This is a genomic window from Streptomyces sp. NPDC007264 (assembly GCF_042869095.1).
Classification (GTDB): domain Bacteria; phylum Actinomycetota; class Actinomycetes; order Streptomycetales; family Streptomycetaceae; genus Streptomyces.
In genome coordinates this window covers 174,941-188,537 of sequence record NZ_JBIAFD010000007.1, presented here as the reverse complement: position 1 = coordinate 188,537, position 13,597 = coordinate 174,941, and the positions used below count along the sequence as shown (strand labels likewise).

Sequence of the window (13,597 nt, the reverse complement as noted above, 5' to 3'; positions counted from 1 at the left end):
CCCCGTGTGCCGGGGCATACCGCTCACACCGCGAACAGCAGCCCCGCGGCGACGAGGACGACGACCGCGGTGGCGAAGTGAATGCCGTACGCCACCGCCTTGGTGCCGCCGTGGCGCAGCACTATCAGGGTGTCACCCAGCGGCACCAGGGCCACGGTCAGCATGAACCACGCCTCGGCGCGTGCGCCGGCGAAGGCCAGCAGGGCCAGCCCGAGCACACCGAAGGTTCCGTCCCTGAGGCCCTTGACCGCGAGGTAGGCCGCGGCGCCGTCCTGCTCGGCGGGCACGCCGTACCCGGCGGCCGCCGGGCGGGGCTGCAGCAGGAAGCGGGCCCCGATGAACAGGACGAACAGGTCGAGCACCACAGCCAGGACATAGGCGGTGACGGTCATGGGTGTCTCCCGGAGGTCTGGATGCGCTGGATGCGCTGGATGCTAGCAACGCTAGGAATAAGAGCGAAGCTAGCAGAGCGCCGATAGAAACGCTAGCGCTGCTAGGATTCGGCATATGTCGATTCAGACGCGCAGGGAACGCGAGCGGGCGGAGCGGGAACGGTTGATCGTCACGGCCGCGCGCGAGCTGGCGGAGGCCGAGGGCTGGGACGCCGTCACCACACGGCGGCTCGCCGCCGAGATCGAGTACAGCCAGCCCGTCCTCTACAGCCACTTCAAGGGCAAGGCCGCGATCATGACCGCGGTCGCGGTGCAGGGCTTCACCGAGATGGCCGCCGAACTGCGCGCCGCGCGTACGGCGGCCGACGGCACGCGCGAGGCCCTCGCGGCCGTCGGTGCCGCCTACACCGCCTTCGCACGGCGGCAGCCCGCGCTGTACGACGCGATGTTCACCCACACCGTGGAGCTGCCGTTCGCCACGCCGCAGGCCCCCTCGGCCCTGCGCGAGGGGTTCACCGAACTGCTGCGGGCCGTCGAGCCCGTCGTCGCCGAGGGCGAGGATCCCGGCCTGCTCACCGAGACGTACTGGGCCGGACTGCACGGCCTGGTCACGCTCATGCGCAGCGGACGCCTCCCGGCCGAGGCCCATGAGCGCCGACTCGCCCTGCTGACGGGGCACTTCGCGGCGGGGGCGAGCTGATCACGCCGGGTCGCCCCAGGGAGCCCGCGGGGCCGGCCGGACGTGCCGGACGCCACCGGGACCCGCAACACCGACCTGTTCCGAACGACAGGGCCCGGCCGTGGCCGGCCGTGGCCTAGCCGAGCCGCCCCTGGTCGTCCGCGGCGGCCGCCGGCAGTGCGGCCCTCGGGCGCTGCCAGCCGCGGGAGCCGCGGGCGCGCAGCCATGCCGTGGTCTCCTCGGCCGGCATCGCGGCGGCGACCAGCCATCCCTGCACGGCGTCGCAGCCGAGGTCGCGCAGGTGCTCCCAGGTCTCGTCGTCCTCGACCCCCTCCGCGACGACGAGCAGGCCCAGCGAGTGCGCGAGGTCCACCGTGCAGCGCACGATCTCCGCGTCCTCCGCGTCCACCGCCAGCCGTGCCACGAACGAGCGGTCGATCTTCAGCTCGCTCACGGGCAGCCGCCGCAGATGCACCAGCGACGAATAGCCCGTGCCGAAGTCGTCGAGGGACATCTTCACGCCGTGCCCGGCCAGCCCCGCCAGCGTGTCGGCCGCCCGCTGCGGGTCCTCCAGGAGCACGTGCTCGGTGATCTCCAGCTGCAGCGCACCCGCGGGCACCCCGTGCCGGGCCAGCCGTGCGGCCACCGAGCCCGCGAAGCCCGGCGTGTGCACGTCCCGCGGCGAGACGTTCACGGCCACCGGCACGTTCAGGCCCTGCGCCCGCCACCGCGCCACCTGGGCGAGCGCCGTCTCCAGCACGTACTCCGTCAGGTGCGGCATCAGCCCGGACGACTCCGCGATCGCGATGAACTCGTCCGGCGGGACCTTCCCCCGTTCGGGGTGCACCCACCGCACGAGCGCCTCGAGGCCGGCGACCTTCCCGTCGAAGCGGACCTTCGGCTGGTAGTGCAGCTGGACCTCGTGCGCGTCCAGGGCGCGCCGCAGATCCCCCAGCAGGCCGAGCCGGTCCGGCGTGTTCGAGTCCCGCTTGGACTCGTACACCTCCACGCCCGTGCGGTCCCGCTTCGCCTGGTACATCGCGACGTCCGCCCGCTGCAACAGCCCCTCCGCGTCGAGCGCGTGGTCGGGGAAGACCGCGACGCCGGCGCTGGCCTCCAGGACGAGCGTGAGCCCGTCGAGGTCGAGCGGGGAACCGAGCACCGCGACCAGGTTGCGGGCCGCCCGGGACGCGGACGTGGTGGAGTCCGCGACCGGCAGTAACACCGCGAACTCGTCCCCTCCCAGGCGCGCCGCCTCCGCGCCGCGGGGCAGCGCCAGCCGCAGCCGGTCGGCGATCTGCAGCAGCAGCCGGTCGCCGGCGAGGTGGCCGAGGGTGTCGTTCACCGACCGGAAGCGGTCGAGGTCGATCAGCATCAGGGCCGCCCGGGCCCCGACCCGCTCGGCGTCGTCCAGGGCCGTCCAGGTGCGCTCCAGCAGCCACTGCCGGTTGGGCAGCCCCGTCAGCGGGTCGCGCAGCTGCTCCTCGGCCCGGGCACGGGCCATCCACAGGGTGGAGTCGAGGGCGATGAGGGGGATGGAGAACAGCGGCAGCAGGACGGGGAGCGCCACCGCGACGACGCAGATCAGCGGTGCGATGCCGAGCAGCGCGACCGCGACGAGTCCCTGCCGGACCAGCGCGGTGCGGGCGACGGTGGGCAGCCCGCCGGAGCGGGGCGCGTGCAGGTACCACAGCAGCACCCGGGTGACCGCGACGTACGAGGTGGCGACGAGGACCACCTCGGGTGCGGTGTAGACGGTCCAGCTCTGCGGGTTCCAGGGCGTCTCGACGGTCGGGACGCTCCCGAAGGCGGCCAGGACGAGCGCTCCGGCCCCGATGCCGAGGATGTCGACCGCGCCGTGCAGAACACCCTGGCGCCAGCGGCCCAGCCGGGCGATGCCGACCAGGACGACGACGGTGAGGCTGACCATGCCGGCGGGCACCCAGCCGTACAGCAGCAGGACGGCGAGGGTCAGGGCCGCCCCCGAGCCGGTGCCGCCCCACCAGCGGGCGCGGCCCAGCGCGACGAGGTGGCCCACGATGATGCCGGTGAGCACGGCCAGGGACCAGCCGGCGGTGCCGGAAGGGAAGAGCGCGTGCTGTCCGCCGAACGCGCGATAGAAGCCGGCACCGAGGACGAACCCGGCGGAGGCGACGACCGCGGCGGGCAGGGCGGGCCAGGACAGGTGCCGCTCGCCCTCGTGACCGGGCAGGGCCGGCGCGCGGCCGGCGACCGGGCCCCCGGGCCCGAGGGCGAGGCCCGGCAGCGGTCCGCCGGCCGGGGCGCTGCCGAGTGCCGCGGCGCCGGGGGCGGCGCGCGGCGCGGGAGTCACCCCGGAGACGGTGCCCGGCGCGGCGCCGCGGCCGGCCGCGGCCACGCGCTGCGGCAGCCGCACCGCCCGGCGGCCCGCCCGCCAGACACCGGTCATGCGGCGCAGGCGCAGCCGTGAGTCCGAGGCGACGCTCTCGGTCGGTTCCATTCCCGTCCCTCTCACAGCCGGCGGTGCCCACGCCACGCGGCCCGCTGCCCGACGAACCGTCAACGGCACCGCGTCTGAAAACCCACCACGCGACCGGCACGGCAGGCGCACATCTCAACAGTAGGCCGCGGAACGCGTCCACGGGCAGCGGTCGTCGACGGTTGCCTGAATGCGCCCCGATCACCCCTATGCATCCGATATGCGCCGAACGGGTGATCTTCGCCCCCTACTCCCCGGCCGGAAGCACCACCTCCGCCGCGGCTTGCGGTCCTCGCTCCAGCAGCACGGCGAAACCGTCCTCGTCGAGCACCGGAACCTTCAGCTGGACCGCCTTGTCGTGCTTCGACCCGGGGTTGTCGCCGACGACGACGAACGACGTCTTCTTGGACACCGAACCGGTCACCTTCGCCCCGCGGGTCTGCAGGGCCTCCTTCGCGCCGTCGCGCGTGTACTGCGCGAGCGTTCCGGTGACGACGACCGTGAGGCCCTCCAGCGGGCGCGGCCCCTCGTCCTCGCCGGTGCTCTCCTCCTCCATGCGGACGCCCGCGGCCCTCCACTTGCGGATGATGTCGCGGTGCCAGTCCTCGGCGAACCACTCCTTGACGGAGCGCGCGACGATCTCGCCCACGCCGTCCGTGTTCCTGAGCTCCTCCTCGGTGGCCTGGTCGATGCGGTCGATCGAACGGAAGGCACGGGCCAGCGCCTCCGCCGCGACCGGGCCGACATGACGGATCGACAGCCCGGTCAGGACGCGCGCGAGCGGGCGCTCCTTGGCGGCCGCGATGTTCTCCAGCATCGCGATCGCGTTCTTCCTGGGCTCGCCCTGCTGGTTGGCGAAGACCGTGGCGGTCTTCTCCTCGCCGGTCTTCGGGTCGCGCTTGGGCAGGCCGCTGTCCTGGTCGAGGACGTACGCCTTGATGGGCAGCAGCTGCTCGACGGTGAGGTCGAACAGATCACCCTCGTCCATCAGCGGCGGTTCGGCCGGCTCCAGGGGGCGGGTGAGAGCCGCGGCGGCCACGTAGCCGAAGTGCTCGATGTCCAGTGCCTTGCGGCCCGCCAGGTAGAACAGGCGCTCGCGCAACTGGGCGGGGCAGGCGCGTGCGTTCGGGCAGCGGAGGTCGACGTCGCCCTCCTTCATGGGCCGCAGCGGCGTGCCGCACTCGGGGCACTCGGAGGGCATCACGAACTCGCGCTCCGTGCCGTCGCGCAGGTCGACGACCGGGCCGAGGATCTCCGGGATGACGTCACCGGCCTTGCGCAGCACCACCGTGTCGCCGATGAGCACGCCCTTGGCCTTGACGACGTCCTGGTTGTGCAGGGTGGCGAACTCGACCTCCGAGCCGGCGACGGTGACCGGCTCGACCTGCGCGTACGGTGTGACCCGGCCCGTACGGCCCACGCCCACGCGGATGTTGACGAGTGTGGTGTTCACCTCTTCCGGCGCGTACTTGTACGCGATCGCCCAGCGCGGGGCGCGCGAGGTGGAGCCGAGGCGGCCCTGGAGCGGGATCTCGTCGAGCTTCACCACGACGCCGTCGATCTCGTGCTCCACGGAGTGGCGGTGCTCGCCGTAGTGGGCGATGAACTCCCGTACGCCGGCGAGGTCGTCGACCACCCTGTTGTGCCGGGCCGTGGGCAGGCCCCAGGAGTGCAGCAGGTCGTACGTCTCCGAGAGGCGGGCGGCGCCGTCGAAGCCCTCCAGGGCGCCGACGCCGTGCACCACCATGTGGAGCGGCCGGGTGGCCGTGATGCGCGGGTCCTTCTGGCGCAGGGAACCCGCCGCCGCGTTGCGCGGGTTGGCGAAGGGCTTGTCGCCGCCCGCCACCAGACGGGCGTTCAGCTCCTCGAACTCCTCCATCGGGAAGTAGACCTCGCCCCTGATCTCCACCAGCTCGGGGATGCGGTCGCCGTCGCCCCGGAGGCGGTCCGGGATCTCCGCGATGGTACGGACGTTGGGCGTGATGTCCTCGCCCGTGCGGCCGTCGCCGCGGGTCGCCGCGCGGGTGAGGCGGCCGTGCTCATAGGTGAGGTTGACCGCGAGACCGTCGACCTTCAGCTCGCACAGGAAGTGGTACGCGGAGGTGCCGACCTCCTTGGCGACGCGGTCGGCCCAGGCGGCGAGCTCCTCGTCGTCGAACGCGTTGTCCAGGGAGAGCATGCGCTGCCGGTGCTCGACGGCGGTGAACTCCGTCGCGTAGGCCCCCGCGACCTTCTGCGTCGGCGAGTCGGGGGTGCGCAGCCCCGGATACCGCTCCTCGAGCGCTTCCAGGGAGCGCAGGAGTCGGTCGAACTCCGCGTCGCTGACGACGGGAGCGTCCTTCACGTAGTACCGGAAGCGGTGCTCCTCGATCTGCTCAGCGAGTTGCGCGTGCTGCTCCCGTGCCTCGGCGGGCACCGTCGTCTCCGCTTGCCTGTCGCCGGCCACCGTGTTGTCCTCCCGTTACTCTGGGTTGTCCGCGAGGGATCTCGCCGCCCGGACGCAGTGGGCGAGCGCCCTGCGCGCGTAGTCCGGGGAGGCGCCCGCGAGCCCGCACATCGGCGTGAGGGTGACCGCGTCCGCGAGAAGCCCCGGACGCAACCCCAGCCTGCGCCACAGCGTCCTGACACCCATGACGCTACCGGCAGGGTCCGACAATGGGCCGTCCGTGCCGGGCACGACTCCGGCGAAGAGCCGGGTACCCCCTTCGACGGCTTCCCCGATCGCCTCCTCGTCACGCTCGGTGACGAGCGAGAGGTCGAAGGAGACGGCGGCCGCGCCCGCCCTGCGCAGGAGCGCGAACGGGACGTCCGGCGCGCAGGAGTGGATCACGACCGGACCGCCTGCGTGCACCGCGACGAGGTCCCGCAGCGTGGCCTCCACCACCTGGCGGTCGACGGCCCGGTGGGTCCGGTAACCGCTCGCGGACCTCACCTGCCCCCGCAGGACGGCCGTCAGGGACGGCTCGTCGAGCTGCAGCACGAGCCGGGCCCCGGGCACGCGCCGCCGCACCTCGTCGAGGTGGAGGCGCAGGCCCTCGGCGAGCGATCCGGCGAGGTCGCGGCAGGCGCCCGGGTCCGACAGCGCCGCCTCGCCGTTCCTCAGCTCCAGGGCGGCGGCCAGCGTCCACGGCCCCACCGCCTGCACCTTCAGCGGCCCCTCGTAATCCTGGGTGAACTCCTCCAGCGCGTCGAGGTCCTCACCGAGCCAGGACCGGGCCCGCCTGGTGTCCCGCCCCGGCCGGTCACCGAGCCGCCAGCCGCTGGGCTCCACGCGCGCGTACAGATCGACGAGGAGGCCGGCCGTGCGCCCGATCATGTCCGCGCCGGGCCCCCGGGCGGGCAGTTCGGCGAGGAACGGGAAGTCCTCGAGGCTTCCGGTGACGGTCTTGGCCGCCTCCCGCGCGTCGCCGCCGGGCAGGGACCCGACGCCGGTGGCGGCGCCGAAGGGGGACTCGCTGTTTTCACTCACCTGGGCAGCCTACGGAACGGCCCGGCGGGGGGTCAGCGCCCGGGCCGCACCGTCAGGTCGTTGACCTCGGCGTCTCCCGGCAGGTCCAGGCACATCAGGACCGCCGTCGCCACCGACTCCGGGTCGATCCACCGGGACGCGTCGTACTCCTTGCCCTCCTGGCGGTGGACCCTGGCCTGCATCGGGCTCGCCGTGCGGCCGGGGTAGACGGAGGTGACGCGGACTCCGTTCGGATGCTCCTCCTGGCGCAGGGAGTCGGCGAGGGCCTTCAGACCGTGCTTGGAGGCCGCGTACGCCGACCAGTCCGCGTGCGCGTTCAGGCCCGCGCCCGAGTTCACGAACACGACGTGGCCGCGCGCGGCGCGGAGCTGCGGCAGGAAGTGGCGGGTCAGCTCGGCGGGAGCGATCAGGTTGACGTTGAGCTGGTGGCGCCAGGACTTCGGGGTCAGCTCGGCGACCCGGCCCAGGTCGACCACGCCCGCGATGTGCAGGAGGGAGTCCACCCGGTCGGGCAGCGTCTGGAGCGAGAACGCCCAGGACAGCTTGTCCGGGTCCGCGAGATCGCCCACCAGGGTGCGGGCCCCGGGGAACTCGGCCGCCAGGTCCTTCGCGCGTCCCGCGTCCCGCGCGTGCAGGACGAGTTCGTCCCCGCGCGCGTGCAGGCGGCGGGCGACGGCCGCGCCGATGCCGGAGCCCGCCCCGGTGATCACATGAGTAGCCATGCCCGTCATGCTCGCACCCTCGCTTCCGTACGCGGGAAGAACCGGGGCACCGCGAGTGCTCTCCCGGTATGACCCGAGGACACACCATCACCATCGAGCAGAGCGACCGGCACGTGCGCGTGGTGCACGGCGGACAGGTCCTGGCGGAGAGCGACCGGCCGCTCGTGCTGCGCGAGACCGGCTGTCCCGAGCGGTACTACATCCCCGCCGAGGACGTACGCCTGGACCTGCTGACCCCGTCGGACACCCACACGCACTGCCCCTTCAAGGGGACCGCCTCGTACTGGTCCCTGCCGGACGCGCCCGACCTGGTCTGGGCGTACCCCGAGCCCGAGCCGGACGTCGCCCGGATCAAGGACCACTTCTGCTTCTACGAAGCAGAAGTGTCGTGACCGGTGAACGCCGCGCTCTGCGGCAGTCTTCACTGACATGGACAAGCAGATCATCTCCCGCGACGGCACCCGCCTCGCGTACCAGCGCACCGGACAGGGCCCGGCGGTCGTCCTCGTGAGCGGTGCGATGTCCACGGGCGCCACGGTGGCGCCCCTGGCCGCGCACCTCTCGGACCGCTTCAGTGCCGTCGTGTACGACCGCAGGGGCCGCGGCGCCAGCGGCGACACGGCGCCGTACGCGGTGGCCCGCGAGGTGGAGGACCTCGCGGCGCTCATCGACGCGGTGGGCGGCGAGGCGGCGCTGTACGGCGTCTCGTCGGGTGGCGCGCTGGCGCTGGAGGCGGCCGCGAGCGGGCTGCCGGTCCGGCAGGTGGCCGTCTACGAGGCGCCGTTCGCCGACTACGGGGGTGGTGCGCAGGAACGCGCGGAGTACACCAGGAATCTCGGTGAGGCCCTGGCCCAGGGGCGGCGCGGGGACGCGGTCGAGCTGTTCCTCCGGCTCACCGGTCTGGCGCCGGAGATGATCGCGAACGCCCGCCGGTCCCCCATGTGGGACGGCATGGAGGCGATCGCACCTACCCTCGCCCACGACGACGCCGTGATGGGCGACGGACTGGTGCCGCGCGACCGGCTCGCCGCGATCGGCGTCCCCGTGCTGGCCGTCGCGGGCGGCGCGAGCCCGAAGTGGCTGCGCAGGGCCGCCGAGGCGGTCGCGGACTCGGCCCCCCAGGGCGTGTACCGCGTTCTGGAGGACCAGAACCACATGGTGGAGCCGCGGGTGCTCGCGCCGGTGCTGGCGGAGTTCTTCGGCGCCTGACGCGCCGGGGCGCATGGCGGGCCCGGGCGCATGGCGGGCCGCCGCGCGGGTGTGCAGGGCGGGTGTGCCGCCCTCACGGCGGGCGTGCCGCGTCACGACGGGCCGCCCGGCGGAGCGCCACGCGGTCGTGCCGCGTGGTGGTCCGGCACGCCCGCGTGCCGCGGCACCGGTCAGACCCGGGCTCCTCGGGGGAAGTGGCCCACCGGCTGCCCCATCACCTCTTGCGCCGGCCAGGCGGGGTGCGCGCGGGAGGCCAGGGGCACCGTGCCGGCGACCGGGTCGTGCCGGATGCGGTCGGCCGCCAGCCCGAGGCCGGACAGCCGCCACACGACGGCGTTGACCATGGCGGACGGGCCGCTGGTGTAGGCGACGTGGTCGGCCCAGTCGCCCTGCCGGGCCACCGCCTCGACCAGCGATCCCTCCCCGGGCCCGCCGGGGCCCTCGCCGATCACGGGGACGACCCGCAGCCACGGGCAGCGCTTCTCCAGCCGCTCCAGTGCCTGTGCGTCGTACAGGTCCTCGGCGGTGCGGACGCCGAGGAACAGATGCGCTCGGCGGCCCGGCGCGCGCCGCGCGGCCAGCTCCTCCAGCAGCGGCCGGGCGGTGGCCCATCCGGTGCCGCCGGCCACGATGAGCACGTCGCGGCCCAGGTCGTCGTCGAGGGTCATCGCGCCCTGGGCGGGGCCGAGGCGCAGCGTGTCGCCGACGCGGGTGCGCAGGGTGAGGGCGTCGCTCACCCCACCGGAGCCGACGCGGCGGACGTGGAACTCCAGTTCGCCGTCCGGCGCCCAGGCGTTGGCGATCGAGTACGGCCGCCAGGTGTGCGGGAGCAGCGGGGACTCCAGGCGCGCGTACTGGCCGGGCAGGTACGGGTACGGCTCGGCCGTGCGCACCCGGAGCACCGCCAGGTCCGGGCGGCGCAGCTGATGGGACGTCACCGTACCCGTCCATGCGGCCGGTTCGGTCAGCGCGCCGTCCGAGCCCGCCACCATGGCCTCGGCGGTGAACCGGATCGCGCGCCGCCACGCCTGCTCCACGTCCACGCCGAGCGCCCCGCGGGAGGAGCGGTGCAGCGCCTCGGCGAGCGCGTCCTCGAACACCTCGTAGTGCACGGGACGCACCCCCAGCTTGCGGTGGTCGCGGCCCAGCCGGGCGCAGAACGCCGCCAGTTCCTCGGGGTCGTGCAGGTGCTCGATCAGGTACCAGAAGGCCCGCTCCAGATGGCCCCGCTGGAACTCCATCGAGTCGGGGAACAGCTGGCGCAGGTACGGGTGCCGCTCGAACAGCGCTTCGTAGAGGTGGGTGATGAGGTCGCCGAACGGGGTCACCAGCGCGAGGTTCCGGACGATCAGCTCCTGGTCGGCGGCACCGTCGTAGCCGTGGCGGGAACCACGCGCGGTGCTCGCGGGGCGGGCGGGGGCGAGCAACCGGTCACGCAGCCGCATCGCGTCCTGCCGGGCGAGGAGTGCGTGGTAGTCGTCGCCCTTGACGCCGCCTCTCGTACCGGAGTTGCAGTCGATGTCCATGGTGCTCTCCTCATGGCGGCGCCGCCCCGGCGCATCGTTCGGGGTGATCATCAGCGGGTCTTCATCTCGCACACACCGCAGGCGTCACATGCGGTGCGCTCCTGACAGGCCGCGGCCGCGGCCGGGGCCGCGGACCGGGCCGAGACCGTCGAGCCGCGCCTGGCGCGGCGGAAGGAGTACCAGGCCATGTTGGAGGTGAGTCCGGCCAGCAGCACCCACACGACGCCCACCCAGGCGCCCCGGGCGAAGGACACCACGGCGGCGGCCGTGGCCAGGACACAGAAGGTGAGGGCGAGAAGGGCGGGGCGGGGCATGGGGCGGCTTTCTCTGCGTGGGTGCGGGCGCGCCGCCCGTACCCGTTCCGTGCCCCGCTCAGGGGGGCACGGCCGAAGACGCGGGGGCACGTGTCGGCGGCGCTCTCCGGCCGTCGGCCGGAAGGCGCACGTGTATTACATCGTTGCGAGAGGCCGGAAGGGCGTGGCCGAAGGGCCCACTCCCGCACCCGACAAGACCCTGTTAACAGGGCCGACAGGCCCTGTTTACGCGACGGCCGTCAGGCTACGGAGGGCGCCGTCGCGCGCGTGGTCGACGCGATGGTGGCCGAGCCCACCACGCGCGTGCCGTCGTACAGGACGATCGCCTGGCCCGGGGCCACGCCGCGCACGGGCTCGGTGAAGCGCACCCGCAGTTCGCCGTCGACCGGCTCCGCCGTCACCCGTGTCTCGCCGCCGTGGGCGCGGAGCTGGGCCGTGTAGGTGCCGGGGCCGGCCGGGGCGGCACCGCACCAGCGGGGTTTGACGGCGGTCAGTGCCGCGACGTCGAGGGAGGACGCCGGACCCACCGTCACGGTGTTGGTGACGGGCGAGATGTCGAGGACGTAGCGCGGCTTGCCGTCGGGTGCCGGGGTGCCGATCCGCAGCCCCTTGCGCTGGCCGATGGTGAAGCCGTACGCGCCGTCGTGCGTGCCCAGCCTGGCACCCGACTCGTCGACGATGTCGCCCTCGGCCCTGCCGAGCCGCCGGGCGAGGAAGCCCTGGGTGTCGCCGTCGGCGATGAAGCAGATGTCGTGGGAGTCGGGCTTCTTGGCGACCGCGAGGCCCCTGCGCTCGGCCTCCGCGCGGATCTCGTCCTTCGTGGTGACCGTGTCGCCGAGCGGGAACAGGGCGTGCGCCAGCTGCTTCTGGTCGAGCACGCCGAGGACGTACGACTGGTCCTTCGCCATGTCGGAGGCGCGGTGCAGTTCGCGGCCGCCGTCGTCGCGGACGACGATCCTGGCGTAGTGGCCGGTGCAGACCGCGTCGAAGCCGAGGGCGAGCGCCTTGTCGAGCAGCGCCGCGAACTTGATCTTCTCGTTGCAGCGCAGACAGGGGTTGGGTGTGCGCCCCGCCTCGTACTCGGCGACGAAGTCCTCGACCACGTCCTCCCGGAACCGCTCGGCGAGGTCCCAGACGTAGAACGGGATGCCGATGACGTCGGCGGCGCGGCGGGCGTCGCGCGAGTCCTCGATGGTGCAGCAGCCGCGCGCGCCGGTGCGGAACGACTGCGGGTTCGCGGACAGCGCGAGGTGGACTCCGGTCACCTCGTGGCCCGCTTCGGCGGCGCGGGCGGCGGCGACGGCGGAGTCGACTCCACCGGACATGGCGGCGAGGACGCGGAGGGGGCGCTGCGGAGTGTCAGTCATAGCCCTTCAAGAGTACGGGGCCGCGGGAACCGGGGCCCGCGAGTATCCGCCGTCGATCGTCGGGGGATCACGGGGGCGCCGGAAGTCCCGCCGTCAGGTCAGCCCGGCGGCGCGGGCGCGTTCCACGGCGGGGCCGATGGCCTTGGCGACCGCCTCCACGTCGGCCTCCGTGGACGTGTGGCCCAGCGAGAAGCGAAGCGTGCTGCGGGCGAGGTCCGGATCGGCGCCGACGGCGAGCAGGACATGGCTGGGCTGGGCGACGCCCGCCGTGCAGGCCGATCCCGTGGAGCACTCGATGCCCTGGGCGTCCAGCAGCAGGAGCAGGGAGTCGCCCTCGCAGCCGGGGAAGGTGAAGTGGGCGTTGGCCGGGAGCCGCTCCACCGGGTCCCCGCCCAGGATCGCGTCCGGCACGGCCGCACGGACGGCGGCGATCAGGTCGTCGCGCAGGGCGCCGATCTCCCGGGCGAACCACTCGCGCTGCTCGGCGGCGAGCCGCCCGGCGACCGCGAAGGAGGCGATGGCCGGCACGTCGAGGGTGCCGGAGCGCACATGGCGTTCCTGGCCGCCGCCGTGCAGCACCGGTACGGGGCTGTGCTCGCGGCCGAGGAGCAGCGCTCCGATGCCGTAGGGGCCGCCGATCTTGTGGCCGGAGACGGTCATCGCGGCGAGGCCGGAGGCACCGAAGTCGACCGGGACCTGACCGACCGCCTGGACCGCGTCGGCGTGCAGCGGGATGTCGAACTCCCGGGCGACCTCGGCGAGTCGGTGGATCGGCAGGACCGTCCCGATCTCGTTGTTCGCCCACATGACGGTGGCCAGGGCCACGTCGTGGGGGTCGCGGGCGATGGCCTCGCGCAGGGTCTCCGGGTGGACGCGGCCCTGGGCGTCGACCGGCAGGTACTCGACCGTGGCCCCCTCGTGCTCCCCGAGCCAGTGCACGGCGTCGAGGACCGCGTGATGCTCGACGGGGCTGACGAGGACGCGGGTGCGGGCGGGGTCGGCGTCGCGGCGGGACCAGTACAGGCCCTTCACGGCGAGGTTGTCCGCCTCGGTGCCGCCGGAGGTGAAGACGACCTCGCTGGGGCGGGCGCCGAGCGCTTCGGCGAGGGTCTCGCGGGCCTCTTCGACGGTGCGCCTCGCCCGCCGTCCGGATGCGTGCAGCGAGGAGGCGTTGCCGGTGCTGCCGAGCTGCGCGGTCAGCGCCTCTGCCGCCTCGGGGAGCATCGGGGTGGTCGCGGCGTGGTCGAGGTATGCCATGGTGCGGTCAATTCTAGGACCGACCGTTTTCCGCGCGGGCCGCGACCCAAGTCCCGCGCGCGGGGCGCAGCCCGAGTCCCGCGCGCGGGGCGCAGCCCGAGTCCCGCGCGGGGCGCGACCCGAGTCCCGCACGGGGCGCAGCCCGGGCCCCGCGCCGGGCACGCCGCGGCCGACGGGCCGGAAGCTCCCCCGGACCCAGCTCCC

Annotated in this window: 12 protein-coding genes; 3 read left to right on the top strand and 9 right to left on the bottom strand. The window is 73.9% G+C overall.

Annotated features, from left to right (window positions below):
- Window positions 1-23 precede the first annotated feature (23 nt).
- Window positions 24-392, bottom strand: a complete 369-nt coding sequence (locus tag ACFYMU_RS14285) for a DUF4267 domain-containing protein (RefSeq protein WP_388372542.1) — start codon at window positions 390-392, stop codon at window positions 24-26.
- A gap of 115 nt (window positions 393-507) precedes the next feature.
- On the opposite strand from ACFYMU_RS14285, the gene ACFYMU_RS14280 reads away from it, so the two are divergent.
- A complete protein-coding gene (locus tag ACFYMU_RS14280) occupies window positions 508-1,092 on the top strand; it encodes a TetR/AcrR family transcriptional regulator (RefSeq protein ID WP_388372540.1) in 585 nt (194 codons plus the stop codon).
- A 115-nt stretch (window positions 1,093-1,207) separates the two neighbouring features.
- Here the strand turns inward: ACFYMU_RS14280 and ACFYMU_RS14275 are convergent, their stop codons facing one another.
- From ACFYMU_RS14275 to ACFYMU_RS14260, 4 genes are all read right to left on the bottom strand, one after another.
- Window positions 1,208-3,550, bottom strand: a complete 2,343-nt coding sequence (locus ACFYMU_RS14275; RefSeq protein ID WP_388372538.1) for a putative bifunctional diguanylate cyclase/phosphodiesterase — start codon at window positions 3,548-3,550, stop codon at window positions 1,208-1,210.
- A gap of 226 nt (window positions 3,551-3,776) precedes the next feature.
- Window positions 3,777-5,975, bottom strand: coding sequence for an NAD-dependent DNA ligase LigA (gene ligA / locus ACFYMU_RS14270; RefSeq protein ID WP_388372536.1), 2,199 nt, complete (start codon window positions 5,973-5,975; stop codon window positions 3,777-3,779).
- 15 nt (window positions 5,976-5,990) lie between these two features.
- On the bottom strand, window positions 5,991-6,998 hold the full coding sequence (locus ACFYMU_RS14265; RefSeq protein ID WP_388372534.1) for a methionine synthase: 1,008 nt from the start codon (window positions 6,996-6,998) through the stop codon (window positions 5,991-5,993).
- A 32-nt stretch (window positions 6,999-7,030) separates the two neighbouring features.
- Window positions 7,031-7,729 (bottom strand): SDR family oxidoreductase, encoded by a 699-nt coding sequence (locus ACFYMU_RS14260; protein ID WP_388372532.1) that lies wholly within the window; start codon window positions 7,727-7,729, stop codon window positions 7,031-7,033.
- A 59-nt stretch (window positions 7,730-7,788) separates the two neighbouring features.
- Between ACFYMU_RS14260 and ACFYMU_RS14255 the strand changes: the two genes are divergently transcribed.
- Both ACFYMU_RS14255 and ACFYMU_RS14250 read left to right on the top strand, forming a co-directional pair.
- Window positions 7,789-8,112, top strand: coding sequence for a DUF427 domain-containing protein (locus tag ACFYMU_RS14255; RefSeq protein WP_388372531.1), 324 nt, complete (start codon window positions 7,789-7,791; stop codon window positions 8,110-8,112).
- A 37-nt stretch (window positions 8,113-8,149) separates the two neighbouring features.
- Window positions 8,150-8,929 carry an alpha/beta fold hydrolase gene (locus ACFYMU_RS14250; RefSeq protein WP_388372529.1) on the top strand — a complete coding sequence of 260 codons (780 nt, stop codon included), beginning with the start codon at window positions 8,150-8,152 and terminating at the stop codon, window positions 8,927-8,929.
- A gap of 170 nt (window positions 8,930-9,099) precedes the next feature.
- Here ACFYMU_RS14250 and ACFYMU_RS14245 read toward each other — a convergent pair whose 3' ends face one another.
- The 4 genes from ACFYMU_RS14245 to ACFYMU_RS14230 all read right to left on the bottom strand — a co-directional run bounded on the left by ACFYMU_RS14245 (window position 9,100) and on the right by ACFYMU_RS14230 (window position 13,393).
- Complete coding sequence (locus ACFYMU_RS14245) at window positions 9,100-10,506, bottom strand: globin domain-containing protein (RefSeq protein WP_388372527.1); 1,407 nt, start codon at window positions 10,504-10,506, stop codon at window positions 9,100-9,102.
- Window positions 10,506-10,769, bottom strand: coding sequence for a hypothetical protein (locus ACFYMU_RS14240; protein WP_388372525.1), 264 nt, complete (start codon window positions 10,767-10,769; stop codon window positions 10,506-10,508). Before ACFYMU_RS14240 ends, ACFYMU_RS14245 begins: the two co-directional genes overlap by 1 nt.
- Window positions 10,770-11,008: 239 nt before the next feature.
- Window positions 11,009-12,136 (bottom strand): tRNA 2-thiouridine(34) synthase MnmA, encoded by a 1,128-nt coding sequence (gene mnmA / locus ACFYMU_RS14235; RefSeq protein WP_388372523.1) that lies wholly within the window; start codon window positions 12,134-12,136, stop codon window positions 11,009-11,011.
- 93 nt (window positions 12,137-12,229) lie between these two features.
- Window positions 12,230-13,393: a cysteine desulfurase family protein gene (locus ACFYMU_RS14230; RefSeq protein ID WP_388372521.1), complete on the bottom strand. Its 1,164-nt coding sequence runs from the start codon at window positions 13,391-13,393 to the stop codon at window positions 12,230-12,232.
- Between the last annotated feature and the right edge of the window lie 204 nt (window positions 13,394-13,597).

Bases quoted from the DNA above. Each gene is read 5' to 3' on its own strand.
- ACFYMU_RS14285 (WP_388372542.1), bottom strand. From the start codon at position 392: ATGACCGTCACCGCCTATGTCCTGGCTGTGGTGCTCGACCTGTTCGTC.
- ACFYMU_RS14280 (WP_388372540.1), top strand. From the start codon at position 508: ATGTCGATTCAGACGCGCAGGGAACGCGAGCGGGCGGAGCGGGAACGG.
- ACFYMU_RS14275 (WP_388372538.1), bottom strand. From the start codon at position 3,550: ATGGAACCGACCGAGAGCGTCGCCTCGGACTCACGGCTGCGCCTGCGC.
- ACFYMU_RS14260 (WP_388372532.1), bottom strand. From the start codon at position 7,729: ATGACGGGCATGGCTACTCATGTGATCACCGGGGCGGGCTCCGGCATC.
- ACFYMU_RS14255 (WP_388372531.1), top strand. From the start codon at position 7,789: ATGACCCGAGGACACACCATCACCATCGAGCAGAGCGACCGGCACGTG.
- ACFYMU_RS14250 (WP_388372529.1), top strand. From the start codon at position 8,150: ATGGACAAGCAGATCATCTCCCGCGACGGCACCCGCCTCGCGTACCAG.
- ACFYMU_RS14245 (WP_388372527.1), bottom strand. From the start codon at position 10,506: ATGATCACCCCGAACGATGCGCCGGGGCGGCGCCGCCATGAGGAGAGC.
- ACFYMU_RS14240 (WP_388372525.1), bottom strand. From the start codon at position 10,769: ATGCCCCGCCCCGCCCTTCTCGCCCTCACCTTCTGTGTCCTGGCCACG.
- mnmA (WP_388372523.1), bottom strand. From the start codon at position 12,136: ATGACTGACACTCCGCAGCGCCCCCTCCGCGTCCTCGCCGCCATGTCC.
- ACFYMU_RS14230 (WP_388372521.1), bottom strand. From the start codon at position 13,393: ATGGCATACCTCGACCACGCCGCGACCACCCCGATGCTCCCCGAGGCG.